General features: G+C 67.5%; 16 protein-coding genes. 8 read left to right on the top strand and 8 right to left on the bottom strand.

The features are described from left to right. Positions 1–109: 109 nt before the first annotated feature. The 4 genes from C1930_RS18565 to C1930_RS18550 all read left to right on the top strand — a co-directional run bounded on the left by C1930_RS18565 (position 110) and on the right by C1930_RS18550 (position 4,592). On the top strand, positions 110–985 hold the full coding sequence (locus C1930_RS18565) for a tryptophan 2,3-dioxygenase family protein (protein WP_108757390.1): 876 nt from the start codon (positions 110–112) through the stop codon (positions 983–985). Positions 986–1,165: 180 nt separating this feature from the next. Further along, on the top strand, positions 1,166–2,665 hold the full coding sequence (locus C1930_RS18560) for an oligopeptide:H+ symporter (protein ID WP_108757389.1): 1,500 nt from the start codon (positions 1,166–1,168) through the stop codon (positions 2,663–2,665). Between the two features lie 17 nt (positions 2,666–2,682). Further along, the gene (locus tag C1930_RS18555) at positions 2,683–3,294 is read left to right on the top strand and encodes a thioredoxin family protein (RefSeq protein WP_108757388.1); all 612 of its coding nucleotides are present in this window, start codon (positions 2,683–2,685) and stop codon (positions 3,292–3,294) included. 158 nt (positions 3,295–3,452) lie between these two features. Then, positions 3,453–4,592 carry a hypothetical protein gene (locus C1930_RS18550; protein WP_108757387.1) on the top strand — a complete coding sequence of 380 codons (1,140 nt, stop codon included), beginning with the start codon at positions 3,453–3,455 and terminating at the stop codon, positions 4,590–4,592. Between the two features lie 130 nt (positions 4,593–4,722). Here the strand turns inward: C1930_RS18550 and C1930_RS18545 are convergent, their stop codons facing one another. Continuing rightward, positions 4,723–5,217 carry a MarR family transcriptional regulator gene (locus C1930_RS18545; protein ID WP_108754407.1) on the bottom strand — a complete coding sequence of 165 codons (495 nt, stop codon included), beginning with the start codon at positions 5,215–5,217 and terminating at the stop codon, positions 4,723–4,725. Between the two features lie 129 nt (positions 5,218–5,346). Between C1930_RS18545 and hppD the strand changes: the two genes are divergently transcribed. Both hppD and hmgA read left to right on the top strand, forming a co-directional pair. Beyond that, complete coding sequence (gene hppD / locus C1930_RS18540) at positions 5,347–6,459, top strand: 4-hydroxyphenylpyruvate dioxygenase (protein ID WP_199911386.1); 1,113 nt, start codon at positions 5,347–5,349, stop codon at positions 6,457–6,459. Between the two features lie 84 nt (positions 6,460–6,543). Beyond that, positions 6,544–7,842: a homogentisate 1,2-dioxygenase gene (hmgA, locus tag C1930_RS18535; protein ID WP_108757386.1), complete on the top strand. Its 1,299-nt coding sequence runs from the start codon at positions 6,544–6,546 to the stop codon at positions 7,840–7,842. A 188-nt stretch (positions 7,843–8,030) separates the two neighbouring features. Here the strand turns inward: hmgA and C1930_RS18530 are convergent, their stop codons facing one another. After that, positions 8,031–8,549, bottom strand: a complete 519-nt coding sequence (locus C1930_RS18530; protein WP_108757385.1) for a hypothetical protein — start codon at positions 8,547–8,549, stop codon at positions 8,031–8,033. Between the two features lie 122 nt (positions 8,550–8,671). Here C1930_RS18530 and C1930_RS18525 point away from each other — a divergent pair, with 122 nt between their 5' ends. Together C1930_RS18525 and C1930_RS18520 are read left to right on the top strand one after the other, a co-directional pair. Next, the gene (locus C1930_RS18525; protein ID WP_108772368.1) at positions 8,672–9,313 is read left to right on the top strand and encodes a hypothetical protein; all 642 of its coding nucleotides are present in this window, start codon (positions 8,672–8,674) and stop codon (positions 9,311–9,313) included. 72 nt (positions 9,314–9,385) lie between these two features. Then, positions 9,386–10,342 (top strand): sodium:calcium antiporter, encoded by a 957-nt coding sequence (locus tag C1930_RS18520; RefSeq protein ID WP_108772367.1) that lies wholly within the window; start codon positions 9,386–9,388, stop codon positions 10,340–10,342. Between the two features lie 88 nt (positions 10,343–10,430). On the opposite strand, the gene C1930_RS18515 is transcribed toward C1930_RS18520, so the two are convergent. The 6 genes from C1930_RS18515 to C1930_RS18490 are packed head-to-tail and all read right to left on the bottom strand — an operon-like array spanning position 10,431 to position 16,335. Continuing rightward, positions 10,431–10,817 carry a Na+/H+ antiporter subunit G gene (locus C1930_RS18515; protein WP_108751104.1) on the bottom strand — a complete coding sequence of 129 codons (387 nt, stop codon included), beginning with the start codon at positions 10,815–10,817 and terminating at the stop codon, positions 10,431–10,433. Further along, positions 10,814–11,098 (bottom strand): K+/H+ antiporter subunit F, encoded by a 285-nt coding sequence (locus C1930_RS18510; protein WP_006399171.1) that lies wholly within the window; start codon positions 11,096–11,098, stop codon positions 10,814–10,816. Before C1930_RS18510 ends, C1930_RS18515 begins: the two co-directional genes overlap by 4 nt. Further along, positions 11,095–11,601: a Na+/H+ antiporter subunit E gene (locus C1930_RS18505; RefSeq protein ID WP_108751103.1), complete on the bottom strand. Its 507-nt coding sequence runs from the start codon at positions 11,599–11,601 to the stop codon at positions 11,095–11,097. Before C1930_RS18505 ends, C1930_RS18510 begins: the two co-directional genes overlap by 4 nt. Further along, complete coding sequence (locus C1930_RS18500; RefSeq protein ID WP_108772366.1) at positions 11,598–13,133, bottom strand: monovalent cation/H+ antiporter subunit D; 1,536 nt, start codon at positions 13,131–13,133, stop codon at positions 11,598–11,600. The genes C1930_RS18505 and C1930_RS18500 overlap by 4 nt, the downstream gene beginning before the upstream one ends. Continuing rightward, entirely contained in the window at positions 13,130–13,507 is a 378-nt protein-coding gene (locus C1930_RS18495; RefSeq protein ID WP_108754400.1) for a Na+/H+ antiporter subunit C, read from the bottom strand. The genes C1930_RS18500 and C1930_RS18495 overlap by 4 nt, the downstream gene beginning before the upstream one ends. Next, positions 13,507–16,335 carry a monovalent cation/H+ antiporter subunit A gene (locus tag C1930_RS18490; protein ID WP_108757381.1) on the bottom strand — a complete coding sequence of 943 codons (2,829 nt, stop codon included), beginning with the start codon at positions 16,333–16,335 and terminating at the stop codon, positions 13,507–13,509. The genes C1930_RS18495 and C1930_RS18490 overlap by 1 nt, the downstream gene beginning before the upstream one ends. Between the last annotated feature and the right edge of the window lie 261 nt (positions 16,336–16,596).

Raw genomic sequence — 16,596 nt, 5'->3', positions numbered from 1 at the left:
GGGCGCTCGCGGCTGGCTCCACGGGCCACCGCACGCCCCGGTACGGTGGGCGCCGCTGCCAGCGCGGCGGCAACGCGCTACCCTTGCCGCCCCTGATCTGGTCCCGCCCATGTCCGTCGACAACAACCAACGCGATCTCGAAGCTGGCATCCACACCGATCTGCAGGGGCGCCTGACCTACGGCGGCTACCTGCGGCTGGACCAGCTGCTGAGCGCGCAGCAGCCGCTGTCCAACCCGCCGCACCACGACGAGATGCTGTTCATCATCCAGCACCAGACCTCGGAGCTGTGGCTGAAGCTGCTGGGCCACGAGCTGCGTGCGGCGATCGGCTTCCTGCAGCGCGACGAGGTCTGGCAGTGCCGCAAGGTGCTGGCCCGCAGCAAGCAGGTGCTGCGCCAGCTGACCGAACAGTGGTCGGTGCTGGAAACCCTGACCCCGTCCGAGTACATGGGCTTCCGCGACGTGCTGGGCCCGTCCTCGGGCTTCCAGTCGCTGCAGTACCGCTACATCGAGTTCCTGCTGGGCAACAAGAACGCGCAGATGCTGCAGGTGTTCGAGCATGACCCGGCTGGGCAGGCGCAGCTGCGCACCGTGCTGGAAGCGCCCAGCCTGTACGAGGAATTCCTGAAGTACCTGGCCCGCTTCGGCCACGCCGTGCCGGCGCTGTACGACAGCCACGACTGGACCCAGCCGCACGTGGCCGACGACACCCTGCAGCCGGTGTTCGAACGCATCTACCAGGACACCGACCGCTACTGGCGCGAGTATTCGCTGTGCGAGGACCTGGTGGACCTGGAAACCGCGTTCCAGCTCTGGCGCTTCCGCCACATGCGCACGGTGATGCGGGTGATCGGCTTCAAGCGCGGCACCGGTGGCTCGTCCGGCGTGGGCTTCCTGCGGCAGGCGCTGGAGCTGACCTTCTTCCCCGAACTGTTCCAGGTGCGCAGCACCCTGCAAGCCGGGCCCCCGGCAGATCAGGCCTGATCCCCATTCAGCTTGGCCTGCCGCGAGCGGCTGGATCGTTTCAGATGCAAGTTCAGCGAGCAGGTCGTGACCTGCCTCAAACGGCGTGTATTTGACGTGAACGCCACAAGTCGGTGATCCTCGCGCGTTGCTCCAGCGCACAGCGGATGTGCCGTCCATCCACCGAACCAGGAAACCCGCATGAGCCTAGACGCCACTGCGAACACCCCAGAACCGGCGCTGCCGGACTTCAAGACCACGCTGGGCCACCCGCGCCCGCTGTGGATGCTGTTCATGACCGAATTCTGGGAACGCTTTGCGTTCTACGGCATCCGCTGGGCCTTGGTGCTGTACATCGTCTCGCAGTTCTACAGCGGCAATGCCGCCGGTGAAGGCGATGCCAGCCGCATCTACGGCGCCTACCTGGCGCTGGTCTACGCCGCGGCGATCTTCGGTGGCTACGTGGCCGACCGGGTGCTGGGCTACCAGCGTTCGATCCTGACCGGCGCGGTCATCATGGCCGCCGGCCTGTTCATGATCTCGCTGCCGCAGGAGCACATCTTCAAGCTCGGCCTGGCCACGATCATCGTCGGCAATGGGCTGTTCAAGCCGAACATCTCCACCATGGTGGGCAAGCTGTACGGCCTGAAGGACGAACGCCGCGACTCCGGCTTCACCATCTTCTACATGGGCATCAACATCGGCGCGATGATCGCCCCGGTGCTGACCGAATGGCTGGCACGCAAGGTGTTCGGCACCTCGGAAATGCCGTCGTACAAGGTCGTGTTCATCGCCTCGGGCGTGGGCATGCTGATCTCGCTGGTGTGGTTCTACATCGGTCGTGCCGGCCTGAAGGGCATTGGCGCACCGCCGGCCGGTGCCGAAGGCTTCGGTCGCATCGTGATGGTGCTGGCCGGTGCCGTGGTCGCCATTCCGGTGGCCTACTTCCTGCTGGCCACCGGCGCCACCGCGCTGGCCTGGATCCTGGGCGCCATGTTCACCGCCCTGGCCATCCTGCTGCTGGTGGAAGGCATCCGCGAGGGCAAGGTGCAGCGCGACCGCGTGATCGCCATGCTGATCATCTTCGCCTTCAACGTGATGTTCTGGATGTTCTTCGAACAGGCCGGCAGCTCGTTCACCTTCCTGGCCGAAAACATCGTCAACCGCCAGTTCGGTGACTGGACCTTCCCGACCGCGTGGTTCCAGTCGGTGAACTCGGTGGCCATCATCACCCTGGCCCCGATCATTGCCTGGATCTGGGTGGCCATGGGCCGCGCCAATCCGTCCATCCCGCGCAAGTTCGGCCTGGGCCTGCTGTTCAACGGCGCCGCCTTCGCCCTGCTGATGTTCGCCCTGTCGCAGATGGTCGTGGACGGCAAGATCCCGTTCTGGACCCTGTTCATGGTCTACGTCATCCAGTCGGTGGGTGAGCTGTGCCTGTCGCCCATCGGCCTGTCGATGGTGACCAAGCTGGCCCCGGTGCGCCTGGTCGGCTTCGGCATGGGCGGCTGGTTCCTGTCCACCGGCATCGGCAACAACCTGTCGGGCATCTTCGCCGGTGCGGTCAGCGGTGAAGGCGGCATGACGATCGAATCGGCACTGAAGGGGTATACCTTCGGGTTCTGGGCGTTGATCGGTTCGGGCGTGGTCCTGTTCCTGATCGCGCCGCTGATCAACAAGCTGATGCACGGCGTCAAGTAATCGCGAGGGCAGTGGGCATGGGTACAACGTTCGGCAGGGCCGTGGTGGCCGTGATGTGTGCAGCGCTGATCAGCGCCTGTTCCCAGCAACCGCCGCCGGCACCGGCCGAACCCACCCAGCCCCTGGATACCCGCCCCACCGAGCCACCGGCCGCTGACCCCAGCGTGCCGGTGGCCTCGGGCAACACCCCGGCGGCGGCTGATATCGCCGCCATTGCCGGCCTCAACGCCAGCTTCGACCCGGCCCGCGACCCGCAGGCCGATCTGGAAACGGCCAAGGTGGAAGCGCAGCGCGGCAACAAGCGCATCATTCTGGACGTGGGCGGCGAGTGGTGTTCGTGGTGCCACCTGATGGACAAGTTCATCGAGGGCGATGCCGAAGTGCGCCGCCTGCGCGATGCGAACTTCGTCTGGATGAAGGTGAACTACAGCGAAGACAACGAGAACACCGCGTTCCTGTCGCAGTACCCGCAGGTGAAGGGCTACCCGCACCTGTTCGTGCTGGACGCCGACGGCACCCTGCTGCAGTCGCAGTTCACCGGCGAACTGGAAAAGCCCAAGGGCGAAGGCAAGGGCTACCAGCGCGCCCGCTTCATCGCCTTCCTGGAAAAGTGGGCGCCCCCGCGCTGACCCCGCTCCCCTTGTAGAGTCGAGCCATGCTCGACTGCTCTGCCTGCTCGACTGCCGTGCACGCTCGACTGCCAAGCGGTTACAGAAATCCCCCCCATGGCCGCTAACGGCAAGGACCTCAGTCGAATCGACTGCGGCCCCCACCCGCAGGAGCGCCCATGCACAGCGACCACGCCGACCGATCGCCTGACCCCGCCAGCACACCGGCCGACGGCGCGGCCCCTGAAGGCGTAGGCCTGCCCGCGCAGGAAACCCTGCTGGACGATGCCGGTACCGGCGAAGACACGCTGGACCTGGCGCCGCCGCGCTACCGCCTGCCGCAGATCGCGCTGCCCGACAACGTGGTGCTGAAGGGCGCCGTGCAGAAACTGGTCGAGCAGAAGGCCCGCCTGGACCGGCTGGCTGCCGAAGGCCAGTTGACCGGCCTGCTGCCCGCCGAATGGCAGGGCAGTGGCCTGCGTGCCATCGATCTGTCCAGCTTCATCCAGGGCGTGCTGCCGTTCCTGCAGACCGGCGAACGCGGCGAGACCGCGCCCGCCCGCCTGCCGGTGCGCCACGTGCTGGGCGATGACAGCCGCTGGGGCGTGCAGGACGTGGCCGAACCGAAATCGCTGGCCTGGTACCTGGCCAGCGATGAGCGCGCCAGCGCCGGCAGCAAGGACGTGGCCGAAGCCTGGCTGGTGGGCGCGTTGGGCCTGGCCTGGATGCAGGAAGGGCGCAGCCGCCCCGGCTTCCTGCGTGCCATGGACCAGGACAGCCTGGCCGCGCGGGTAACCATGCTGGGCTATCCGCCGCCGGGCGAACTGGCGTTGTACAGCGTGACCGCCCACGGCCAGCCGCAGATCTGGTGCGTGTACGGCCGGCGCAAGCTGCGGCCGTTGCTGGCCCCGTGGCTGAGCGTGCCGCTGCTGACCGCCTATGGCGTAGCGGCGCCGGCGGCGTGGCCGGCCAGTTTCCCGCCGGTGGACGCAGTGGCCGACGCTATTGCCGCAGCCCGCCCGGGCAAGCTGGTGCCGGAAGTGGACCTGGCCAAGGTGGTGGCGAAGATTGCCGAAGACACGGCGGGGGACGCCTGGCAGCCGGTCAGCCTGTTGCAGCTCAACACCTGGTCGCCGCGCTGGACCTTCTTCCTGGGCACCTTCGTCGGCCTGCCTTCGCTGCTGCTGGTCACCGCCGCGCTGGCCCTGCCGGGCGCGGTGGAAGCGGCCACCGTGGCCGCCTCGCTGGGGTTTGCCGGCGGCGCCATCGCCGCCCTGGCCGTGCCGTGGATCCATGCCCGGCGCAAGCACCTGAGCTGACCCCGCTCGGGGTCGGATCCCTTTCCGCAGGAAAGGGCTCTGACCCCACCAAACCCACCGAAGCCTTGGGGTCGGATCCCTTTCCGCAGGAAAGGGCTCTGACCCCGGAACAACGCCAAGGTAGGCGCGGTTACACCCCTTCGCCCATCCGCTCCAGCCCATCGCCGGCCAGCCGCAGGATCAGCTTTTCCAGCAGCTGCTCCTCTTCCTCGCTCAGCACCGACATCAGCTTGCGGGTGATCTCGATCACCAGCGGGGCAATGGTTTCGTACACCTCGAAGCCGGCCGCCGACAGCGCCAGCACCGAGCGGCGGCGGTCGTCGCCATGGGTTTCGCGCTTGATGAAGCCGCGCTCCAGCAGCCGCGCCACGGCCCGGCTGACGGCCACCTTGTCCATGGCCGTGCGGTCGGACACCTCGCTGGCCGACGAGCCCGGGTACAGCGCCAGGATGGTGATCACCCGCCACTCGGGAATGGCCAGGCCATAGCGGTCGCCGTACAGCTTGGCGATGTTGCCGCTGACCCGGTTGGACAGCACGCTCAGCCGGTAAGGCAGGAACTGTTCCAGGTCGAGCAGGACGTGCGAGGCGCGCACGCGGGTGGAGGCGGGATCGGCTGGGTTCATGCTGCGGTGCACCTTGCTGGTGGTTTCAGTTGTAACTATAAAGGTTGGGTCCGTACCCTGCATTCTCGCCGGGTCCAACCCCGCCCGCACCTGGTTTGTGCCGATGCGGCACCGATTCGGAGCCACGCCATGAATACCGCCGTCCCGACCGCCTCGCACCCGAACCCCGGCATGCAGGTCACTACCTTCGAAAACCCGATGGGCATCGATGGTTTCGAGTTCGTCGAATTCGCCGCCCCGGCCGGCCGTGGCCAGGAACTGCACGATTACTTCCGCAAGATGGGCTTCAGTGCGGTGCTCAAGCACAAGCAGCGCCCGATTACCGTCTATCGCCAGGGCGACGTCAACTTCCTGGTCAACGAAGACCCCGACTCGTTCGCCGCCGACTTCGCCGAAAAGCACGGCCCCTGCGCCTGCGGCTTCGCCATCCGCTTCCAGAAGCCGGGCGCCGAGGTCTACCAGACCGCGCTGGGCAACGGCGCCGAAGCGGTGGCCTTCAAGCCGGACAGCAAGGCCGTCAACGCGCCGGTCATCAAGGGCATCGGCGATTGCATGCTGTACCTGGTGGACCGCTACGGCGCCGCCGGCAGCATCTTCGATGGCGACTACGAAGCCGTGCCCGGTGCGGACCTGCACCCGTTCGGCTTCGGCCTGACCTTCATCGACCACCTGACCCACAACCTGTACTTCGGCAACATGCAGCAGTGGTCGGATTACTACGAGCGCCTGTTCAACTTCCGCGAGATCCGCTACTTCGACATCAAGGGCCTGAAGACCGGCCTGGTGTCCAAGGCGATGACCGCACCGGACGGCATCGTGCGCATTCCGCTGAACGAATCGTCCGATCCGAAGAGCCAGATCAACGAATACCTGGACGCGTACAAGGGCGAGGGCATCCAGCACATCGCCTGCTTCACCGACAACATCTATGAAACCGTCGAAGCCATGCGCGCGCAGGGCGTGGATTTCCTGGATACGCCGGACACCTATTTCGATGTGATCGACCAGCGCGTGCCCAACCATGGTGAAGACGTGGCGCGCCTGGCCAGGAACAAGATCCTGATCGACGCCGACCCGGAAACCCACCAGCGCAAGCTGCTGCAGATCTTCACCCAGAACTGCATCGGCCCGATCTTCTTCGAGATCATCCAGCGCAAGGGCAACGAAGGCTTCGGCGAAGGCAACTTCACCGCGCTGTTCGAAAGCATCGAGCGCGACCAGATCCGCCGCGGCGTGCTGTAAGGTCAGCGCACGCACCACCCTCGGTAGCGCCGGGCCATGCCCGGCGGCTTTCCGTTCCGGCATCGCTGTTCTCTGGAGCTCCCCATGTCCACCGCCCTCACCGCCCGCGGCTACCAGTCCGGCTTCGGCAACGAATTCGCCACCGAGGCCGTGCCCGGCGCGCTGCCGGTTGGGCAGAACTCGCCGCAGAAGGTGGCCCATGGCCTCTACGCCGAACAGCTGTCGGGTACCGCGTTCACCGCGCCGCGCGGCAGCAACCGCCGCAGCTGGCTGTACCGCATCCGCCCGGCGGTGACCCACGGCGAGTTCACCCCGTTCGCGCAATCGCGGCTGCAATGCGATTACAACGCGCAACCAGCATCGCCGAACCAGCTGCGCTGGAGCCCGCTGCCGCTGCCGGAACTGCCGACCGATTTCGTCGAAGGCCTGTACACGATGGGTGGCAACGGTTCGCCCGATGCGCACGCCGGCGTGGGCATCCACCTGTATGCCGCCAACCGTGACATGGTGGGCCGCTACTTCTACAGCGCCGATGGCGAACTGCTGATCGTGCCGCAGCTGGGCGCGCTGCGCCTGCTGACCGAGCTGGGCGTGGTCGAGATCGAGCCGCAGCAGATCGCGGTGATTCCGCGCGGCGTGCGCTTCCGCGTCGAGCTGCCCGACGGCCCCAGCCGCGGCTATGTGTGCGAAAACCATGGCGCATTGCTGAAGCTGCCCGACCTGGGCCCGATCGGTGCCAACGGCCTGGCCAACCCGCGCGACTTCGAAACCCCGCATGCCGCCTTCGAAGACATCGACGGCGACTTCGAGCTGATCGCCAAGTTCGACGGCCGCCTGTGGCGCGCGCCCATCGACCATTCACCGCTGGACGTGGTGGCCTGGCACGGCAACTACGCGCCGTACCGCTACGACCTGCGCCGCTTCAACACCATCGGCTCGATCAGCTACGACCACCCGGACCCGTCCATCTTCCTGGTGCTGCATTCGCCCAGCGACACCCCCGGCACCAGCAACATGGATTTCGCCATCTTCCCGCCGCGCTGGCTGGTGGCGCAGAACACGTTCCGCCCGCCGTGGTTCCACCGCAACATCGCCAGCGAATTCATGGGCCTGGTGCACGGCGCCTATGACGCGAAGGCCGAAGGTTTCGTGCCCGGCGGTGCGTCGCTGCACAACTGCATGAGCGGGCATGGCCCAGATGCGCCGACCTTCGACAAGGCGTCCAACGCCGACCTGTCCAAGGCCGATGTCATCAAGGACACCATGGCCTTCATGTTCGAAACCCGCGCGGTGATTCGTCCCAGCGCGCAGGCGCTGGCTGCATCGCACCGCCAGGGTGATTACCAGCAGTGCTGGAACGGGTTGCGCAACAATTTCCGGTGAATGAGCGGATCCACGCATGGCGTGGATCTACCGTGGTGCGTCGCATCCACGCATGGCGTGGATCTACCGTGGTGCGTCGCATCCACGCATGGCGTGGATCTACCGTGGTGCATCGTATCCACGCATGGCGTGGATCTACCGGGCGGTGCGTAGTAGATCCACGCCATGCGTGGATGCCGTTCGCCGCATCACGCGCCGACCGCAAACCCGTCGCAATGCTCCAACGGCAACGCCTCCAACAACCGCTGCCGCACCCGCTGGCAATAGCCTTCCGAGGTCATGCCGGGTAGCACGCCCAGCGCCGCACGCAGCACGGCCAGCACCTGGTCTTCTGCGCGCGCCTGCTGCAGGTCGCGGAACAACGCTGCGGCCTGTGCATTGCGCTGCATTTCCAGAATGCCCAGCAGGTAGATGCGCGCGGCCGCCAGCGAGCGGCGGCGCTCGACCCCGGCCGGGACCGGTGCAGGGTCCCGCGCGACCGGTACCGCTGGAGGTGCAGCGATTGTCGTTTCCGGCCCGGTCTGCAGATAGCCGCCCTGGATCAGCTGGATCACCATCGCCGGTGCCTCCTGGCCGATCAGGCCGGTCAGATCGGCAATGCTGCGCTGGCCATCGCACAGGATCAGCAGCCGGCGCTGGCGCATGTCCAGCGGCGCGCGGTGGGCCTGCAGCGCGGTTCGGGCGAGGTCGGTCTTGCGCGGTTGCATGGAAGGACAGCCAAGTCGGTGCACGCCGAGCCTGAACGGGCGGCATGAAACGGCGATGACAATGCAGCGCCTGCACGCGCGCTGCGCTAGCGTGCCTGCACACCTTGCCCAGGAAACCCCCCATGAAACACCTGCCCCTGGCTGGCCTGCTGCTGTTGTCGCTGGCCGCCTGCAACCGCACGCCGGAGCCGGCCGCACCTTCCGAGCCTGCCGCCACCGCTCCGGCCAAGGACGCCTCGGTGCCCGCCGATGCCGACCTGGCCACGGCTTCGCCGGTGGACCCGCGCAGTGACAGCCCGGCGCGGCTGGACGGCTTTGGCGGCGTGATGCTGGGCGCCGGCATTGCCGAGGTGCGCAGCGGCTATGGCAGCCCCCTGCAGGGACTAGGCACCGATGCCGCCGGCAAGCCGCTGCCGGCCGATGACAGCAATGACGGCTGCTACTTCCTGCGCCCGCAGGATGCCGAAGACCCGCGCCTGATGATCGAAGGCCGCACGCTGGTGCGCTACGACGTGCGCAGCAGCGCCATCGTGGCCCCCGGCGGTGGCCGGGTGGGCATGACCCTGGGCGAGCTGCAGACCCTGTACCCGGATCGCGGCGACGTGGTGCCGGACAAGTACGACGACAAGGCCCAGCACCTGCGGGTGCGCCCGGCGCAGGAGGGCGGGGCGGTGGTCGACTTCGCGCTGGGCGCCGACGGCAAGGTGGGCGGCTGGCGGGTGGGCAAGACGCCGCAGGTGGATTACGCCGAAGGCTGCGGCTGAACCTTGATCCGCGGCGCCCCGGTGACGGGGCGCCGCGCGTAGAATCGCGCCACGACCGCTGGGGAGTGCTCGATGATCGTCATAGCCATTGCCTGGTTCCTGCTTGGCCTGCTGTTGCTGGCCCTGGGTGGGGACTCCATCGTCAAGGCTGTCTCCGGCCTGGCCCAGCGCTTCGGCGCCAGTGCCTTCACCGCTGGCCTGCTGTTGTTGGGCGTGGCCACTTCGCTGCCGGAGCTGGCGGTCAACGCGCGCGCGCTGCTGGCCGGCCAGCCGGAACTGGCGCTGGGCAACGCGGTGGGCAGCAGCATCGCCAACCTGGGCCTGACCCTGGCCGTGGCCGCCATTGCCGCGCCCTTGCTGCTGCGCGCGCGCCTGCAGACTGTGCTGTGGTGGTCACTGCTGGCCGCTGCGCTGCTGCTGATCGTGTTCGGCCTGGATGGTGGCCTGCAGCGCTGGGAGGCCGCTGTTCTGGTAGCCGGCTTCGTCGTCGTGCAGGCCGTGCTGCTGCGCCGTGGGCGCCTGGAAGGCCCTGAGGTGCAGGCGGTCATCGCCGAATCGGCGCTCAGCCGCACCAGCCTGCCGTTGAACGTGCTGCGGGTGCTGATCGCCGCGCTGACACTGTACTGGGGCGCGCGCCTGGTGGTTGGTGCGGCGGCGGACTTCGGCACCGCCCTGGGCTGGTCCCCGTTGCTGGTGGGCCTGCTGCCGGTGGCAATCGGCACCGCACTGCCGGAGGTGGCCGTAGCCATCGCCGCCGCGCGTCGTGGCCACGGCGACATGGTGCTGGGCCACGTGCTGGGTTCCAGCGTGGTGAACCTGCTGCTGGTGATCGGCGCGATGGGCCTGCTGCAGCCGCTGGCCCTGCCGGCCTCGTTCGTGCGCCTGGAACTGCCGGCGCTGCTGGCTTTCGCCCTGGTGCTGTACCCGATGCTGCGCGGCGATCTGAAGATCAGCCGCGTGGAAGGTGCGATCCTGCTGGGCGCGTTCGTGGCGTGGGTGGGGTTGGAGATCGCCTTGACCAGCGCGTGATCCAGGACCGTGCCGGGCAACGGTCGGTACCCACCATCGAACCGTGCCGACCAACGGTCGGCACCTACCGCACCCACCGCACCCACCCTCAACGCGCGGTGGTTTCCTCTTCCCGCTCCGGTTCCGGCGGCGGCAACTGCTCTTCGGCGGCGCGTTCGTTGCCCGGCAGGCTGGGCCGGGTTTCCATCAGCAGCGACAGCGCGGCCTTGGCCATCAGGTGCGCGCTGATCGGCGCGGTGATGAACAGGAACACGGTAATCAGCAGCTCGCGCGGCTGCGGGTCCTGGCCCAGGAAGATGTGGTAGCACACCGAACACACCAGCACGCAGCCCACGCCCAGCGTGCTGGCCTTGGTCGGCGCATGCAGGCGCTTGAAGAAGGTGGACAGCTTCACCAGCCCCAGCGCGCCCACCAGGATGAAGAAGCAGCCGAACAGCAGCAGCACCGACAGCGCAATCTGGATGAAGGTGATCATTCGACGATGTCCCGCCGCAGCACGAACTTGCTCAGCACCACCGTGCTGCCGAAGCCCAGCATGGCGATCACCAGCGCCGCTTCGAAGTAGATGGCCGAGTTCAGGTACATGCCGAACAGCATCAGTTCGGCGATGGCGGTCACCGACAGGGTGTCCAGCGCCAGGATGCGGTCGGGCACGGTGGGCCCGCGCAGCAGGCGCCAGGTAGCCAGCAGCATGGCCAGGCCGACCACGTGCATGCACACCACCAGGGTGGTCTGGATGATCTGGAATCCAGTCATGGGAAGATCTCCATCAACGGGGCTTCGTAACGGCGCTTGATCGTGTCGATCAGCTCCTGCGGGTCGTCCAGGTGCAGCACGTGCACCAGCAGGAAACGGCGGTCGTCGCTCAACGCAGCCGACACCGTGCCGGGGGTCAGGGTGATCATGCTGGTCAGCGCGGCGATGCCGTGGATGTTGGCGATATCCAGCGGCAACCAGATGAAACCGGGGTGGATGTTCTTCTCCGGCCCCAGCACCTGGATCGCCACCCGGATGTTGGACACCAGGATGTCCCACAGGGTGACGAACAGCAGCTTGGGCACCGGCCGCAGCGTGCCGATGCGGGCGAATTCGCGGTCCAGGCGCGCGGCGAACAGTGGTACCACCACGCCCAGCACCAGGCCCAGCACGATCTGGCCCAGGGTGAAGCTGTCGGACATCAGCACCCAGAACGCCACCACCATGATGCTCAGGGCGGGCGAAGGGATGATGCGGCGGAACAACGAGCGCTGTGCGTTCATGGCTGGCGGATCTCCGGCGTGGTCGCACGCAGTTGCTGCACGTACTCGCCCGGCTGCAGCAGCTGCGCAGCGATGGCATCGGTGTGGCGCATCAGCGGGGCAGCGCCCAGGGTCATGGCGATGCCATAGGCCAGCAGCAGGCAGGCGGCATACAGCTCGACGCGGCGCAGCGGCGCCTTGCGCGGCGGAGGCAGCGCCGGGTCCGGTGCCGGCACGCGCCAGAACAGGCGGATGCCACCGCGGGTCAGGCCCATGATCACCAGCAGGCTGCTGACCAGCACCGCCGTCCACACCACGCCGGTGTACTGCGCCGGCATGCCGGCCAGCAGTGCGGCCTTGGCCAGGAAGCCGGACAGCGGCGGCAGGCCGGCCACCGACACCGCGCCGATCAGGAACAGCACCGCCGGCGTTTCCTTGCCCGGCATCGGCGCCACCACTTCCTTGCGATCGCTGGCACCGCCGCGGCGGCGCCGGATCAGATCGGCCACCAGGAACAGTGCTGCGGCCACGAAGCTGCTGTGCGGCAGGTAGTACAGGCCGGCGGACAGCACCCGCGGCGTGCCCACCGCAAAGGCAATGAACAGCGTGGCCGCCGAGACGATCACCAGGTAGGAGATCAGCACGCGCAGGCGGGTGGCGGCCAATGCGCCCAGGCCACCCAGCACCAGGGTGGCCACGCCGGCCCACAGCAGCCACTCGCGGCCGTAGCCGGCCATCGCTCCGGCATCCTCACCGAACCACAGCATCTGGATGCGCAGCACCGCGTACAGGCCGACCTTGGTCATGATCGCAAACAGTGCGGCCACCGCTGCCGGCGCGCGCGAATAAGCCTCGGGCAGCCACAGGTACAGCGGCATCAGCGCGGCCTTGGCGCAGAACACCAGCAGCAACAGGCCCATGGTGGCCTTCACCAGGGTCAGCTGCGCCGGCGGCACCTGCGCGATGCGCTGCGACAGCTCGGCCATGTTCAGCGAGCCCAGCGAGGCGTACAGCAGGCCCAGGGCAATCAGGAACAGGGTGGAAGCGGTGACGTTGAACACCACGTAGTGCAGGCCGATGCGCATGCGCAGGCCGCGGCCGCCACTCAGCAGCAGACCGTAGGAGGCGATCAGCATCACCTCGAAGAACACGAACAGATTGAAGATGTCGCCGGACAGGAACGCACCGTTCAGGCCCACCAGCTGGAACTGGAACAGCGCATGGAAGTGCGGTGCGCGCCGGTCCCAGCCCGAGCACGCATGCAGCAGGCAGGGAATGGCCAGCAGCAGGGTGGTCAGCAGCATCCACGCCGACAGTCGGTCGGCCACCAGCGCGATGCCCAGCCGCGCCGGCCAGTCGCCCAGCAGATAGACCTGGATATCACCGCCGGCGGTGGCGGCAAACAGCAGGCCCACCACCAGCGCCAGCGCGCCCAGTGCGGTCCACGCGACCGCGCGCTGCACCTTCGGGCCGTAGCGGCGGTGTTCGACGAACAACGAAAGCGCAGCGCCCAGCAGCGGAACCAGGATCGGCAGGATCACCAGATGGTTCATGCCTGGTCCTCGCCCCGGCGCGGCGGTGCGTCGTCATCGGGTTCGTGGGCGTCCACATGGTCACTGTGGTTGTCGCTGCGGCTGCGCATGGCCAGCACGATGCTGACCGCGGTCATCGCAAAGGCGATCACGATGGCCGTCAGCACCAGCGCCTGTGGCAGCGGGTCGGTGTAGTTGCCCAGGTGGCTGTCCATGCCTTCCTGCAGCACCGGCGCCTTGCCCTGCACCACGCGACCACCGGCGAAGATCAGCAGGTTGGTGGCGTAGGACAGGAAGGTCATGCCCAGGATCACATCGAAGCTGCGCGCGCGCAGCAGCAGGTAGATACCGATGGCGGTCAGTACGCCGATCGCGGTGGCCAAGGCCAGTTCCATCAGTGCATCTCCCCGGTCAGGGCCGAACGGCGTTGCAGATCGATCTCGCCCTTGCGCGCAGTGCGGGTGCGCGAGGGTTTGATCGTGCCCATCATCGACAGCATCAGCATGGCGCCGCCGAACACCACCAGGTACACGCCGATATCGAAACCGATCGCGCTGGCCAGCGGCACCTCGCCAATCAGCGGCAGGTGCAGGTCGATATGCCCGCTGGTCAGGAACGGCACGCCGAACAACATGGAGGCGCAGCCGCTGAGCAGGGCGATCAGCAGGCCGGCACCGATGCAGCGGATGTAGTCGAAGCCGAAGCGCGATTCCACCGACGCCGAGCCCTGGATCACGTACTGGATCAGCAGCGGCACCGCCAGCACCAGGCCGGCAATGAAGCCGCCGCCGGGCGCGTTGTGGCCGCGCAGGAACAGGAAGATCGACACCGTCAGGGTGAGCGGGAACATGATCTGGGCCAGGTCGGCCGGCACCGGCAGCTTGATCGGCGGGCCGGGCATGATCTGTTCCGGCGCCATGCGGGTACGCCGCAGCAGGGCGTGCACCACCAGCGCGGCGATGCCGAACACGGTGATCTCGCCGAAGGTATCGAAACCGCGGAAGTCCACCAGGATCACGTTCACCACATTCTGGCCGTAGGCCTCGGGCAGCGAGCGCGCCAGCATTTCGCCGGCCATGGTGTTCGGCGGCAGGGTCATGGCGGTGTAGGCCAGCGCACCCAGGCCGGCACCGGCGATGATGGCGATCACCGCATCGCGGCGCTTGCGCCAGCGCGGCCGCTCGGGACCGGACTGTGCAGGCAGGTAGTTCATGCCCAGCAGCATCAGCACCAGGGTCACCATCTCCACCAGCAGCTGGGTCAGGGCCAGGTCCGGTGCGGACAGGAACACGAAGGTCAGGGCGACCATCAGGCCTACACCGCCCACCAGCAGCACCGCCAGCAGGCGCTGCTTGTAGATGCGCAGGGTCGCCACCGCGCAGCCCATCATCACCAGCCACAGCGCCCAGCCCAGCAGCGGAATGGGCTGCGGCTTGGTCCAACTGGGCGAGCCCGGGTTGGCCACGAACGGCGCCGCGCCCACCACCACCGCCACCAGCACCAAGCCCAGCAGCATGCGCTGCAGGCTGCCGTTGGCAATGCCGTTGGTCAGGCGCATGGCCAGCGCGGAAAGCGCATCCAGCTGCGCATGGAAGACGTTGCGGCCGGTGGCGGTGTTCTGCACGCCGTGCAGGTTGATCAGCCTGCGCAGCCCGAAATACAGCGCCACGCCGCCCACCACGCCCACCGCGCTCATTGCCAGCGGCAGGTTGAACCCATGCCAGACCGACAGGCTGTAGTCGGGCATGGCCGGGCCCAGGATGGCCGCCGCACCGGCGTGCAGCACCGGGGCGATGGTCAGCGCCGGGGCAATGCCCACCGCCACGCAGATCACCACCAGGATCTCCACCGGCACCTTCATCCAGCGCGGCGGCTCATGCGGCACGTGGTCCAGGTCGTGCGGGCCGTCGCCGAAGAAGGTGTCGTGCACGAAGCGCAGGCTGTAGGCCACGCCGAACACGCCGGCCAGCAGCGCGGCGATCGACACCGCCATGCGCATGGTGCCCGGGCCGCCAGCGGTGAGCGCCTCGGCGAACAGCATTTCCTTGGACAGGAAGCCATTGAGCAGCGGAATGCCGGCCATCGCCAGCGAGGCGATGATGGCCAGCGCACTGGTGAACGGCATCAACCTGCGCAGGCCGCCCAGGCGGCGCATGTCGCGGGTGCCGGTCTCGTGGTCGATGATGCCGGCGGCCATGAACAACGACGCCTTGAACGTGGCGTGGTTGAGGATATGGAACACGCCGGCCACCACCGCCATCGGCGTGGACAGGCCGAACAGCAGGGTGATCAGGCCCAGGTGGGAAATGGTCGAATAGGCCAGCAGGCCCTTCAGATCGTGCTGGAAGATCGCGTTCCAGGCGCCGATCAGCAGGGTGAGCGCACCAATGCCACTGACCGTATAGAAGAACAGATCGCTGCCGGCCAGCGCCGGGTGCAGGCGCGCCAGCAGGAACACGCCGGCCTTCACCATGGTGGCCGAATGCAGGTAGGCCGACACCGGGGTGGGGGCGGCCATCGCGTGCGGCAGCCAGAAATGGAACGGGAACTGCGCGCTCTTGGTGAAGATGCCGGCCAGCACCAGGAACAGCGCATACGGGTACAGCGCACTGGCGCGGATCTGCTCGCCGGCGGCCAGCACCGCGTCCAGGTCGAAGCTGCCGACGATGCGGCCGATCAGCAGCACGCCACCAAGCAGGGCCAGGCCACCGCCACCGGTGATCACCAGCGCCATGCGCGCGCCCTCGCGGGCGTCCTGCCGGTGTGACCAGAAGCCGATCAGCAGGAACGAGCTGATGCTGGTCATTTCCCAGAAGATCATCAGCAACAGCAGGTTGCCGGAGATCACCATGCCCAGCATGGCGCCCATGAACAGCAGCAGGTAGCAGTAGAAGCGGTGGGCGTTGTCCTGGCTGCTCAGGTAGTAGCGCGCATACAGCACCACCAGCGCGCCGATGCCCAGCACCATGCCGGCGAACATCCAGGCCAGCCCATCCAGGCGCAGGGCGAAGTCCAGCCCGATCTGCGGCAGCCAGGGCACCACGCTGCGCACCACCTGGCCATCCATCACCGCTGGGGTCAGCCAGCCAAGAATGGCCAGCCCGCCCAACGGCGCCAGCGCCGCCAGCCAGGCAGCAGTGGTGCGCGAACTACGGGGGAAGGCGGCAACGGCCGCTGCCATCAGGAACGGCAGGGCCAGCAGCAGGGGCAGGCTGGGGAGCATGCAGGGAATCCATGATTCACGAGCAGGTCAGTGAGTCTAACAGTCAGTCAAATGTCGCCGAAACCCATGTAACGGCGACAAACAGCATGTAACGTGCGGTATTCATGTTTTTTGCAGCGCAATATGGGGCGTTTGCGGCCTTGCCGGGTACGTGTGGCGGCTTTGCCGAATCGGCCCCTACGCCCGCGCACGGAAGGGCGCAGGCCCTGCACCGCAGGGGCTGCGGGTTCACGTGGGTCGGCAACGGATGGGATCAGCCAC

The sequence above is a fragment of the Stenotrophomonas sp. SAU14A_NAIMI4_8 genome, assembly GCF_003086695.1.
Classification (GTDB): Bacteria; Pseudomonadota; Gammaproteobacteria; order Xanthomonadales; family Xanthomonadaceae; genus Stenotrophomonas.
Note: the sequence above shows the minus strand (reverse complement) of the source record. Positions and strands in the feature narration are given on the sequence as shown.